The following is a 13,004-nucleotide window of genomic DNA, read 5'->3' as shown; positions in this document are numbered from 1 at the left end:
TTTTGCAAAAATTGCATGTTTTCGTTATCTATGTATACAGTAACGGTTACATGGTCGCTCATCGTCGAGTTATCGTGACTCATTGGAGAGATGCGCACATGGTGAAACCACCGGCTTATCGCGAGATCTACAACGAGAGCGCCACAAACCCCGCCGGCTTTTGGCTCGACGCCGCATCCGCCATCGACTGGATCACACCCCCGGTCACCGCCCTAGACGAGAGCAACGCTCCGGTGTACCGCTGGTTCCCGGGCGCAGAGTTGAACACGTGCTTCAACGCCCTCGATCGCCATGTGCTGGCCGGGCGCGGCTCCACAACGGCCTTGATTTACGACTCGGCCATGACCGGCGTCAAAAAGCAGTTCACCTACGACCAGCTCCTCACGGAGGTCAGCTCGTTCGCGGGAGTCTTGTTCGCACAAGGCGTCACCAAGGGTGACCGCGTCATCATCTACTTGCCCATGATCCCTGAGGCGCTCATCGCAATGCTGGCCTGCGCTCGTATCGGCGCTGTCCACTCCGTTGTCTTCGGCGGTTTTGCCGCGAATGAACTTGCCGTTCGCATCGATGACGCCACTCCCACGGTGATGGTGACCGCATCCGGTGGCCTTGAACCCGGCCGCACCGTAGAGTATTTGCCTATCGTCGAGAAGGCTTTGGCCCTCTCCCACGGCTCCATCCGCACCGTCATCGTGAAGGAACGTCGTCATGTTGCCGGTTTGGCTGCCGACTTCGCGCAGACAACAGCTCATGACTCGACTCACAGCCCCGCGAATGATCAGCCCGTGACCTGGGTGACATGGGATGACGAAATGGCGCGAGCCTCCCCCTCCGCCCCGGTCGCCGTAGCCGCGACGGATCCCCTCTATATTTTGTACACCTCAGGCACGACAGGAAACCCCAAGGGCATCGTCCGCGACAATGGTGGTCACGCCGTAGCCCTCGCGTGGAGCATGAAGAACATCTACAACGTGCATCCCGGTGACGTCATGTGGACCGCCTCCGATGTGGGGTGGGTCGTTGGTCATTCCTACATTGTGTATGCACCGCTGCTGGCCGGGGCCACCACCGTTTTGTACGAGGGGAAGCCCGTCGGAACGCCGGATGCGGGAGTCTTCTGGCGCATCGTCGAGGACTACAAGGTCAAAGTTCTCTTTACCGCCCCTACCGCATTGCGGGCCATCCGTCGCGTGGACCCGAACCTGATTGAGTCCGCACGCTATGACGTCTCCAGCTTGGAGACCTTATTTCTCGCCGGAGAACGCCTCGATACGGAGACGTACCACTGGGCGAATGACGGGTTGCATTGCCCTGTTGTCGACCACTGGTGGCAGACCGAAACCGGATGGCCGATTGCGGCCAACCTGCGGGGCCTCGCTCCACTGGCGATCAAGCCCGGCTCCCCCACCGTGCCGGTTCCGGGATACCAAATTGAGGTTCTTAACGGCAAGGGAGTGCCCGTCGCCGCCGGCAAGGAAGGCAATATCGCTATCCGCCTGCCGATGCCTCCCGGAACGCTCGCTGGTCTGTGGGGCCGTGCCGACGGTTACGAAAAGTCCTACCTGCAGGTCTTCCCGGGGCACTACGCCACGGGCGACTCTGGCTTTATTGACGATGACGGTTACATTTTCGTGATGGGCCGCACCGATGACGTCATCAATGTTGCCGGGCACCGGCTGTCAACCGGCCAGCTCGAGGAGGCCCTCGCGGGACATCCCGCGGTAGCCGAATGCGCGGTCATCGGTGTCAAAGATGAACTCAAGGGCCAACGCGCGAGCGGATTCGTGACGTTAAAGGCTGGGGTCTTTATTGAGAATTCTGTGCTGTGCGCTGAACTCATTGCTCTCGTGCGCGATAAAGTCGGCCCCGTGGCCTCCTTTCGTGATGTCGTCGTTCTCGAGCGACTCCCCAAAACCCGTTCCGGCAAGATTTTGCGCAAAACGATGCGTCAAATCGTCGATGGAGAGCCCTTCATCGTGCCGCCGACCATCGAGGACGTTACCGTTCTCGAAGACCTGACGCTCGCCTTGGTCGGCCATCCCGGAGCCATGAAACCTGCCTAATACCGCACCAATAATTCGCACAATTCCCTAACGGCAAGGAGGCCGCATGTCTACCGAAGACATTCCCCAAAAAGAACACCACCGGATTGACTATCCGGCTTTCGAAGCAACCCCGAAGTTCGTGGAGTTGAAGAAGCGTCACCGTAGCTTCGTCATTCCCGTTCTCATCGCGGCCATGCTGTGGTACCTGCTCTACGTGATTTTGGCCACCTATGCCTCCGCGTGGATGGCAACGCCCGTCATCGGCGTCATTAACATTGGCCTGATCATGGGTCTTCTCCAGTTCGTCACAACCTTTGGCGTGACGTCTTGGTATGTCAGTTATGCCAACAAGAAACTTGATCCTCTTGCCGCAGAGTTGCGCCACGAGCTTGAAGCTAAGCAGAAAGCAGGTGTCGCGTGAACGCCGGCCTAATCTTCGCCGCAGAGGCGACCACCGCGGAGAACAATCCTCTCCTGAACATGAGCATCTTCTTAGCCTTCGTGGCCGTCACGATGTTTGTCGTTATCCGTGCCAGCAAGAACAACAAATCTGCTGCCGACTACTACACCGGCGGGCGATCCTTCACCGGTAGCCAAAACGGTATGGCTATCGCCGGCGACTACCTCTCGGCTGCCTCGTTCCTCGGAATCACCGGCGCCATCGCCTTGAGCGGCTATGACGGCTTCCTCTACTCCATCGGGTTCTTGGTCGCGTGGTTGGTCGCCTTGCTGCTCGTCGCTGAGCTGATGCGCAACACGGGCAAGTTCACGATGGCCGACGTCTTGTCGTTCCGCTTGCACCAGCGTCCCGTGCGCTTGGCGGCCGCAATTTCGACTCTCGTAGTGTGCTTCTTCTACCTCCTGGCACAGATGGCCGGCGCCGGAGGCCTCGTTTCACTCCTGCTCGGCATTAGCGACAAGCTCGGTCAATCCCTCGTGGTTGCCGTGGTGGGTGTGCTGATGGTGGTCTACGTTCTCGTCGGTGGAATGAAGGGCACTACCTGGGTTCAGATCATCAAGGCGGGACTGCTCATTGCTGGCGCCGCCATCATGACGGTCTGGGTGCTGGCCCTCAACGGGTTCGACCTGTCACACCTGCTGGCGCAGGCGCAGCAGATTTCAACCACGTTGCCCGAAAAGGCCTACGACGCTCTGGTACCGGGGCACAAGTACGGCGCTAACCCGCTTGACTTCATCTCGTTGGGCCTGGCCCTCGTTCTGGGTACCGCTGGGTTGCCCCACGTGCTCATGCGTTTCTACACGGTTCCGACCGCCAAGGAAGCTCGCAAGTCTGTCGTGTGGGCTATCTGGTTGATTGGGATCTTCTACCTCTTCACACTGGTTCTCGGTTTTGGCGCGCTTGTGCTCGTCGGTCCTGATGCCATTGCAAAGGCTCCCGGCGGTGTGAACTCCGCTGCACCGCTCCTGGCACTTCACCTTGGCGGACCGATTCTCATGGGAATCGTCTCGGCCATTGCGTTCGCCACCATTTTGGCGGTGGTCGCTGGTCTCACCATCACGGCCGCGACATCGTTTGCGCATGACATCTATGCGAACGTGATCAAGCGGGGAACGGTTACTCCCAACGCTGAAGTCAAGATTGCGCGTCGAACCGTTCTCGTCATTGGTTTTCTTGCCATTGCCGGTGGCATCGGCGTTCAGGGGCAGAACATCGCATTCCTCGTTGCACTGGCCTTCGCCGTTGCTGCCAGCGCAAACCTGCCCACCATTATCTACTCGCTCTACTGGCGCGGCTTCCGCACCCGTGGTGCGTTGTGGAGCATGTACGGCGGACTGGCTTCGTCCATTATTCTCATCGCGTTATCCCCCGTTGTCTCGGGTACGCCAACATCGATGATTCCGGATGCGAACTTCGCCATCTTCCCGCTCAATAACCCCGGTATCGTCTCGATCCCCCTCGCTTTCGCGCTGGGAATCCTCGGGTCGATCCTCCCGGGCGGTAAGAAGGAGAACTCCTGGATCGCCGCGGAGATGGATGTTCGGTCCCTCACCGGTCACGGCGCCGAAAAAGAAGTGCACCACTAGACTCGGTGCTCACGCGAGTGCACTAAACAGCGAAACTCCTCGAACCCACGGGTTCGAGGAGTTTCGTCATCTATATCGATCGAGTTTGCTACTTCTTCGCGTAGAGACGCTCGGGGACGTTGAAGCCGTAGATGGCCAAGCCACTGTCCCAGATCACACGACAAGCCGCCCGAAGAAGGTCGAGCTCATCGTCACCTTCGCGCTCAATGACAATCTCCATGCCCTGCTTTCGCACTCGAGAACCCCGCACCGTCACCGAACCGTTCTTGCTCGTAACGCTCTCGGGATACGGCTCGTGAAGTTCGCGAAGGTCACCCAAAATGTAGGTGGGACGAGAGCCTTCGGGGGCAGCCAAGAGCTGCTTAGCCCGGTCAATTCCTGTAAGAACGACTGCCGACGCGATACCCGCACGATTAGCGCCCAGGATGTCGGTGTCGAGACGATCGCCAATGAAGAGAACGCTTCTGGTCTCAAAGCGCCGCATAGCCTCGTCAAAAATAGGTACCTCCGGCTTGCCGGCTACCACCGGTAGGCGCCCGACCGCGAGGTGCACGGCAGAAACCATCGTTCCGTTTCCCGGAGCAATACCGCGCTCCACCGGAATGGTCCAGTCCATGTTGGTGGCAACCCATGGAGTGTTGAGAGGCTCACCTTGTTCGTCGCGAGCATTGAGGGCAAAAGATGCTTCGGCAAGATGCTTCCAGCCCAGATCTGGCGAAAAACCCTGCACGACGGCAGCCGGGCTATCGTTCGCCGAGTCCGTCACGATGAAACCAGCTTTGACGACCTCGTCTCGGAGACCCTCTCCCCCAATTACAAGGATCGTTGCCCCAGGCGTGACCATTGTCTTGAGTAATGCGGTGGCGGCTTGCGGGGAGGTCACCACATCTTCGGTTTCCAATGTCAACCCCAGCTCACGCAGGTGATCGCCCACCTGAGCATCCGTTCGCGACGCGTTATTTGTGATGTATCCAACGCGCTTCGTCTGTTGCACGCGGTTCAGAGATTCGATGGCATGCTCAATCGCCTGTCGTCCCGCGTACACCACCCCATCGAGGTCAGCCAAAATGACGTCGACGCCATCAATGGGAGTTGCTGTAACGCGTTTGGGCGAAAAGAGTGCGCTCACGCGCGACTCTCCGTGCCGCCCTCTTCGCCGGCAAGGTGTGCAGTGTCGCGCAGCACCTGAGCCACATCGTCCTCAAGCAAGTCCTCGTCGAAATCCATGGCAACGGAAGTCAGGACTACTTCTTCAGCGGACCTTTCTACGACCTCATCAAATAGGTTGGCCACGTCATCAGCGCTCAACTCTTCAGCATGCACGTCCTCTAGAGTGACATCCTCGAGAGGAGCCCCCTGAAGGCTGACGTCCTCGACACTTATATCCACCGCACTGACGTCCTCGACGAGAATCTCTTCTGCTTGCGAAGCGTCGCCAGCATCTGCTTCAGACTCGCCGTCGGCCTCGCCGTCAAAATCGTCGTCGAAGCCTTCAAGCTCCTCTTCAATAACGATGATGTCCTCATCAGATTCATCTTCGCCTGCTGGCGGCGACATTTCTAGCGCCTTCTCTGCGACCTCGGCGCACGTCAACCATTCCGCGGATTCTTCGGTGCGGCCGAGTTCCTCAAGAACTTCTGCGTAGGCACGAAAGAGTTCAGGGCTGTAGCTGAATGCCTTGGTGGGGTCGAGCTGAGAAATTTCTAGCTCACCCAAAGCGAGGTCGGGCTGATCAAGGTCAAGGCGTGCACCTGACATTGCAACCGCCAAGGCAACCTGCGTCGCCTCGGTGAGAGTAGAACGGTCGACGGAACGACCGAGTTCAAGAGCCTTGTCTGAGCGACCAACACCGCGTTCGCTATCGACCATCAATGCAATCTGCTCGTTGGACCCTGAGATTCGACGGAACGTACGCATTTCACGCAAAGCCAAAGCAAAATCACCTGTGGCGTAAGCAGTAATGCCAAGGGTCTCGCGTACGACCGCGATGCGACCGGCACGGCGCGATGCCGACAACACATGCTGGTGGGCCAGCTCGGGGTCTGAATCAATGAGTCGCACCGCCATCACCAGGTGCTTCGCCACTGTTTCAGCGTTCTCTTTTGTGAGCGTCTTGAGTTCGTTTCGCGCGACGCGATCCAGCTCATTGACGTCAACATCAAAATCAATGATGGGATCTTCGTGGTGGGCACGAACGGAACGAAGTTCGCGCGCCATACGCTGCTCTTCCGTCATCTCCTCTTCGACGAAGCCGCCACGAACACGCTCCGGACGCTCACCGCGTGCACCAAAGCGTGTGTTGTCAGGGGTACCCGACCGCTGGGGGCGGTCACCGTAGGAAGGACGATCTCCACGAGGAGCGGAATCCCGGTTGGGACGGTCACCATATGATGGACGGTCGCTACGCGCACCAGAGTCCCCATAAGACGGGCGAACTGGCCGGTCACCGTATGAGGGACGGTCTCCACGAGGTGCCGAATCCCTTTGCGGACGATCCCCGTAGGCGGGACGAGCAGGGCGATCCGAACGGTCACCATATGAAGGGCGGTCGCCACGAGGAGCACCACCATCACGGTTGCCGTACGAAGGACGATCGCCTCGAGGGGCTGAGTCGCGATTACCGTACGAGGGCCGATCCCCGCGGGGAGCACCTGCGTCGCGATTGCCGTAGCTGGGACGGTCCCCGCGCGGGGCAGAATCACGCTGCGGGCGGTCACCATAGGGAGGACGTGCGGGTCGATCGGAACGGTTGCCATACGAAGGACGGTCGCCGCGAGGCGCGGAGTCCCTCTGTGGGCGGTCACCATAGGAAGGACGGTCGCCGCGAGGCGCACTGTCGTGCTGGGGACGATCTCCATACGAAGGACGCGCTGGGCGGTCACCATACGACGGGCGGTCTCCGCGCGGAGCGGAATCACGGTTCGGACGATCCCCATAGGACGGACGGTCGCTACGCGCACCAGAGTCACCATAAGAAGGACGGCCCGGACGATCCCCGTATGAAGGCCGATCACCACGGGGAGCAGAATCGCGGTTGGCGCGGTCGCCATAGCTCGAACGATCGCCACGAGGAGCACCACCATCGCGGTTGCCGTACGACGGACGGTCTCCGCGAGGAGCAGAATCACGGTTCGGACGATCGCCATAGGAAGGACGGTCGCCGCGAGGGGCACTGCCACGTTCGGGACGGGAATTGCGATCACCTGTGCGGGGTCGCTCCGACCGCTTGCCAGATCCATCGCGTTGGGGGCGCTTGTCCTGGCCAGAATTGCTGTCGTTGTCGCTCATGGCGGAGTCCTCTATTTAGATGCAGTAAAAATCTTGACGCAAGGGTCAAGCTTAACGCAAAATAGCCACCCAAATGAATGGGTGGCTATTTTACAAATAAGTCCGGCGGTGACCTACTCTCCCACAGGGTCCCCCCTGCAGTACCATCGGCGCTGAGAGTCTTAGCTTCCGGGTTCGGAATGTAACCGGGCGTTTCCCTCTCGCTATGGCCGCCGAAACACTATTGATGTCAATCAAATGTGAAACGAAAAACAAAACGTATTGTTCGTCGTTCTCGACCGTACATCGAGAACCACTCAGTGGACGCAAGCAATCTTCATGCCACACACTTCAGCCTTACAACATAAGTGTGTGTAGTGATTATCAAATTATCGGCTTATTAGTACCGGTCAGCTTCACGAGTCTTTAGTCCTCGCTTCCACATCCGGCCTATCAACGCAGTAGTCTAGCTGCGAGCCTCTCCCCCAAAGGGATGGAAATCTCATCTTGAAGCCGGCTTCCCGCTTAGATGCTTTCAGCGGTTATCCGTTCCGAACGTAGCTAATCAGCGGTGCCCTTGGCAGAACAACTGACACACCAGAGGTTCGTCCATCCCGGTCCTCTCGTACTAGGGATAGATCTTCTCAAATTTCCTGCGCGCGCAGAGGATAGGGACCGAACTGTCTCACGACGTTCTAAACCCAGCTCGCGTACCGCTTTAATGGGCGAACAGCCCAACCCTTGGGACCTACTCCAGCCCCAGGATGCGACGAGCCGACATCGAGGTGCCAAACCATGCCGTCGATATGGACTCTTGGGCAAGATCAGCCTGTTATCCCCGAGGTACCTTTTATCCGTTGAGCGACAGCGCTTCCACAAGCCACTGCCGGATCACTAGTCCCGACTTTCGTCCCTGCTTGACTTGTCAGTCTCGCAGTCAAGCTCCCTTGTGCACTTACACTCGACACCTGATTACCAACCAGGTTGAGGGAACCTTTGGGCGCCTCCGTTACTTTTTGGGAGGCAACCGCCCCAGTTAAACTACCCACCAGGCACTGTCCCAGAACCGGATTACGGTTCGTAGTTAGATGTCTAGAGTGACCAGAGTGGTATTTCAACAATGACTCCACCTGAACTAGCGTCCAAGCTTCACAGTCTCCCACCTATCCTACACAAGTCACACCAAACACCAATACCAAGCTGTAGTAAAGGTCACGGGGTCTTTCCGTCCTTCTGCGCGTAACGAGCATCTTTACTCGTAGTGCAATTTCGCCGAGTTCACGGTTGAGACAGCTGGGAAGTCGTTACGCCATTCGTGCAGGTCGGAACTTACCCGACAAGGAATTTCGCTACCTTAGGATGGTTATAGTTACCACCGCCGTTTACTGGGGCTTAAATTCGCAGCCTCGCTTACGCTAACCGCTCCTCTTAACCTTCCAGCACCGGGCAGGCGTCAGTCCGTATACATCGTCTTGCGACTTAGCACGGACCTGTGTTTTTAGTAAACAGTCGCTTCCCACTGGTCTCTGCGGCCTTCGAACGCTTCAGGAGTAAATCCCTACACGCCTCAGGCCCCCCTTCTCCCGAAGTTACGGGGGCATTTTGCCGAGTTCCTTAACCATGATTCTCTCGATCTCCTTAGTATTCTCTACCTGACCACCTGAGTCGGTTTGGGGTACGGGTGACTTGAACCTCGCGTCGATGCTTTTCTTGGCAGCATAGGATCATCAATTTCGCACTTGCGTGCTACCCATCGGGTCTCAGGCTTCATGAGAGACGGATTTGCCTATCTCTCGCCCTACATCCTTAGACCGGGACAACCATCGCCCGGCTTGACTACCTTCCTGCGTCACACCTGTTAATACGCTAACCGCACCAGCATAGGGTCGAGTGCTAGCCCCCAAACATCACCCCGAAGGGATCAACTTGAGTATTCAGACTCTTAGCATTACGGGATTAGTTTGGGCGGTTCTTCATCAGTACGGGAATATCAACCCGTTGTCCATCGACTACGCCTGTCGGCCTCGCCTTAGGTCCCGACTTACCCAGGGAAGATTAGCTTGACCCTGGAACCCTTGGTCTTCCGGAGGACGGGTTTCTCGCCCGTCTTTCGCTACTCATGCCTGCATTCTCACTCGTGTAGCCTCCACGGCTGGTTTACACCGCCGCTTCGCTGGCCACACGACGCTCTCCTACCCATCAATATGGCTGGACCACGAAGGCCTACCAAAATATATCAATGCCACAACTTCGGTGGCGTGCTTGAGCCCCGTTACATTGTCGGCGCGGAATCACTTGACCAGTGAGCTATTACGCACTCTTTCAAGGGTGGCTGCTTCTAAGCCAACCTCCTGGTTGTCACGGCAACTCCACATCCTTTCCCACTTAGCACGCGCTTTGGGACCTTAGTTGGTGGTCTGGGTTGTTTCCCTCTCGACAATGAAGCTTATCCCCCACTGTCTCACTGCTGCGCTCTCACTTACTGGCATTCGGAGTTTGGCTGACGTCAGTAACCCGGTGGGGCCCATCGGCCATCCAGTAGCTCTACCTCCAGTAAGAAACACGCAACGCTGCACCTAAATGCATTTCGGAGAGAACCAGCTATCACGAAGTTTGATTGGCCTTTCACCCCTATCCACAGCTCATCCCCTCAGTTTTCAACCTAAGTGGGTTCGGTCCTCCACGACGTCTTACCGTCGCTTCAACCTGGCCATGGATAGATCACTTCGCTTCGGGTCTAGAACATGCGACTGTATCGCCCTATTAAGACTCGCTTTCGCTACGGCTTCCCCTCACGGGTTAACCTCGCCACATATCACTAACTCGCAGGCTCATTCTTCAAAAGGCACGCTGTCACCCCAACAAGGAGGCTCCAACGGTTTGTAAGCAAACAGTTTCAGGTACTATTTCACTCCCCTCCCGGGGTACTTTTCACCTTTCCCTCACGGTACTTGTCCGCTATCGGTCATCTGGGAGTATTTAGGCTTATCAGGTGGTCCTGACGGATTCAAACGGGATTTCTCGGGCCCCGTCCTACTTGGGATACTTCTCGGACCATTGCTGCATTTCGACTACGGGGTTTGCACCCTCTATGACTGGCCTTTCAATACCATTCGTCTATACAACGTTGTAATCCTTATAGCTCGGTAGAACTAAATGAAAAGTCCCGCAACCCCGACCATGCAACTCCTACCGGATATCACACATGATCGGTTTAGCCTCTTCCGCGTTCGCTCGCCACTACTTACGGAATCACTTTTGTTTTCTCTTCCTGTGGGTACTGAGATGTTTCACTTCCCCACGTTCCCTCTACCCGCCCTATATATTCAGGCGGGAGTCACCAGGTCACCTTGCGGGCCTGGCGGGGTTTCCCCATTCGGACATCCTCGGATCAAAGCTCGTTTATCAGCTCCCCGAGGCTTATCGCAGATTACTACGTCCTTCTTCGGCTCCAGATGCCAAGGCATCCACTGTTTGCTCTTATAAATTTGAAAATCACATGAGTTTTGAATCGATCTCTTATAAAAGAAATTGACCAATGATCTATCTGACACTCAATAAATTGAGTGCCTTTATGATCTTTAATACACCAGGCCAATAAAGGCCTGAGTATAAGATGCTCGCGTCCACTGTGTAGTTCTCAAAGTACGGGCGGTACCCTTCTTATCATTGGGCTTTTGCCAACGAAAGAAAGGTCCAGAGGAAAGGTTCATACTCAACAAGTCAATAAAGACTTTCACGCCCCTAAAGACGTGCGAGTAAGTACCGGTCCCTCAGGACCCAACAGCGTGCGTCATACAAAACACCCTGAGACACAACATTCCAAATTCCCTAAAGAATCGTACTAATCGTGAACCATTCGGCTCTGCATCAATGTCAATGTTCCACCCATGAGCGCCGTGCAACCCTAACTGGGTTACAAACGGCTGTCTCCTATAACCGGCTGTATACAGACCGAGGAGAACGTGCTCCTTAGAAAGGAGGTGATCCAGCCGCACCTTCCGGTACGGCTACCTTGTTACGACTTAGTCCTAATTACCAATCCCACCTTCGACAGCTCCTCCCTTACGGTTAGGCCACTGGCTTCGGGTGTTACCGACTTTCATGACTTGACGGGCGGTGTGTACAAGGCCCGGGAACGTATTCACCGCAGCGTTGCTGATCTGCGATTACTAGCGACTCCGACTTCATGAGGTCGAGTTGCAGACCTCAATCCGAACTGAGACCGACTTTGTGGGATTCGCTCCACCTTACGGTATTGCAGCCCTCTGTATCGGCCATTGTAGCATGCGTGAAGCCCAAGACATAAGGGGCATGATGATTTGACGTCATCCCCACCTTCCTCCGAGTTGACCCCGGCAGTCTCCCATGAGTTCCCACCATTACGTGCTGGCAACATAGGACGAGGGTTGCGCTCGTTGCGGGACTTAACCCAACATCTCACGACACGAGCTGACGACAACCATGCACCACCTGTATACAGACCTTGCGGGGAGCGTATTTCTACGCTTTTCCTGTATATGTCAAGCCTTGGTAAGGTTCTTCGCGTTGCATCGAATTAATCCGCATGCTCCGCCGCTTGTGCGGGCCCCCGTCAATTCCTTTGAGTTTTAGCCTTGCGGCCGTACTCCCCAGGCGGGGAACTTAATGCGTTAGCTGCGACACAGAAACCGTGGAATGGCCCCTACATCTAGTTCCCAACGTTTACGGCATGGACTACCAGGGTATCTAATCCTGTTTGCTCCCCATGCTTTCGCTCCTCAGCGTCAGTAACGGCCCAGAGATCTGCCTTCGCCATTGGTGTTCCTCCTGATATCTGCGCATTCCACCGCTACACCAGGAATTCCAATCTCCCCTACCGCACTCTAGTCTGCCCGTACCCACTGCAGGCTGGGGGTTGAGCCCCCAGATTTCACAGCAGACGCGACAAACCGCCTACGAGCTCTTTACGCCCAATAATTCCGGACAACGCTTGCACCCTACGTATTACCGCGGCTGCTGGCACGTAGTTAGCCGGTGCTTTTTCTGCAGGTACCGTCACTTTCGCTTCTTCCCTACTAAAAGAGGTTTACAACCCGAAGGCCTTCGTCCCTCACGCGGCGTTGCTGCATCAGGCTTTCGCCCATTGTGCAATATTCCCCACTGCTGCCTCCCGTAGGAGTCTGGGCCGTGTCTCAGTCCCAGTGTGGCCGGTCACCCTCTCAGGCCGGCTACCCGTCGTCGCCTTGGTGAGCCATTACCTCACCAACTAGCTGATAGGCCGCGAGTCCATCCTTGACCGAAATTCTTTCCACCCCCTGAAGATGCCTCCGAGGGTCGTATCCGGTATTAGCTACCATTTCTAGCAGTTATCCCAGAGTCAAGGGCAGGTTACTCACGTGTTACTCACCCGTTCGCCACTAATCCACCAGAGCAAGCCCCAGCTTCATCGTTCGACTTGCATGTGTTAAGCACGCCGCCAGCGTTCGTCCTGAGCCAGGATCAAACTCTCCGTAAATGTTTAATAGCCTCGGAACCGAAGTACCGGGCACATCTAGTGTGGTAACCCGCCGGAATGGGCGAAGAAACCACAAGTTTGAAACTGACAGAACAAATCATTACTGACTTGCTTTGTTGTTTAATTTGTTATTCCAAAGGAATCCTGAA

At 56.4% G+C, this 13,004-nt stretch carries 6 protein-coding genes and 3 rRNA genes; 3 read left to right on the top strand and 6 right to left on the bottom strand.

The features are described from left to right. Positions 1-98 precede the first annotated feature (98 nt). Genes FB555_RS01705 through FB555_RS01695 form a run of 3 tightly spaced genes read left to right on the top strand, consistent with a single transcriptional unit; the run spans position 99 to position 4,091 of the window. Positions 99-2,063, top strand: coding sequence for an AMP-binding protein (locus FB555_RS01705; RefSeq protein ID WP_182483709.1), 1,965 nt, complete (start codon positions 99-101; stop codon positions 2,061-2,063). A gap of 46 nt (positions 2,064-2,109) precedes the next feature. Continuing rightward, the gene (locus FB555_RS01700) at positions 2,110-2,466 is read left to right on the top strand and encodes a DUF485 domain-containing protein (RefSeq protein WP_182483708.1); all 357 of its coding nucleotides are present in this window, start codon (positions 2,110-2,112) and stop codon (positions 2,464-2,466) included. 59 nt (positions 2,467-2,525) lie between these two features. Further along, entirely contained in the window at positions 2,526-4,091 is a 1,566-nt protein-coding gene (locus FB555_RS01695; protein ID WP_182484243.1) for a solute symporter family protein, read from the top strand. Between the two features lie 88 nt (positions 4,092-4,179). Here FB555_RS01695 and FB555_RS01690 read toward each other — a convergent pair whose 3' ends face one another. From FB555_RS01690 to FB555_RS01665, 6 genes are all read right to left on the bottom strand, one after another. Beyond that, positions 4,180-5,220: an HAD-IIA family hydrolase gene (locus FB555_RS01690; protein WP_182483707.1), complete on the bottom strand. Its 1,041-nt coding sequence runs from the start codon at positions 5,218-5,220 to the stop codon at positions 4,180-4,182. After that, positions 5,217-6,326, bottom strand: a complete 1,110-nt coding sequence (locus FB555_RS01685; protein ID WP_182483706.1) for a hypothetical protein — start codon at positions 6,324-6,326, stop codon at positions 5,217-5,219. The genes FB555_RS01690 and FB555_RS01685 overlap by 4 nt, the downstream gene beginning before the upstream one ends. Then, on the bottom strand, positions 6,323-7,009 hold the full coding sequence (locus tag FB555_RS01680) for a hypothetical protein (RefSeq protein ID WP_182483705.1): 687 nt from the start codon (positions 7,007-7,009) through the stop codon (positions 6,323-6,325). Before FB555_RS01680 ends, FB555_RS01685 begins: the two co-directional genes overlap by 4 nt. Positions 7,010-7,479: 470 nt before the next feature. Further along, a 5S ribosomal RNA gene (gene rrf / locus FB555_RS01675) occupies positions 7,480-7,596 on the bottom strand. Between the two features lie 142 nt (positions 7,597-7,738). Further along, a 23S ribosomal RNA gene (locus FB555_RS01670) occupies positions 7,739-10,852 on the bottom strand. Between the two features lie 482 nt (positions 10,853-11,334). Then, a 16S ribosomal RNA gene (locus FB555_RS01665) occupies positions 11,335-12,855 on the bottom strand. The 16S, 23S and 5S rRNA genes sit together here, the layout of an rRNA operon. Positions 12,856-13,004 lie beyond the last annotated feature (149 nt).

The organism is Alpinimonas psychrophila, from assembly GCF_014137865.1.
Taxonomy (GTDB): domain Bacteria; phylum Actinomycetota; class Actinomycetes; order Actinomycetales; family Microbacteriaceae; genus Alpinimonas; species Alpinimonas psychrophila.
Note: the sequence above shows the minus strand (reverse complement) of the source record. Positions and strands in the feature narration are given on the sequence as shown.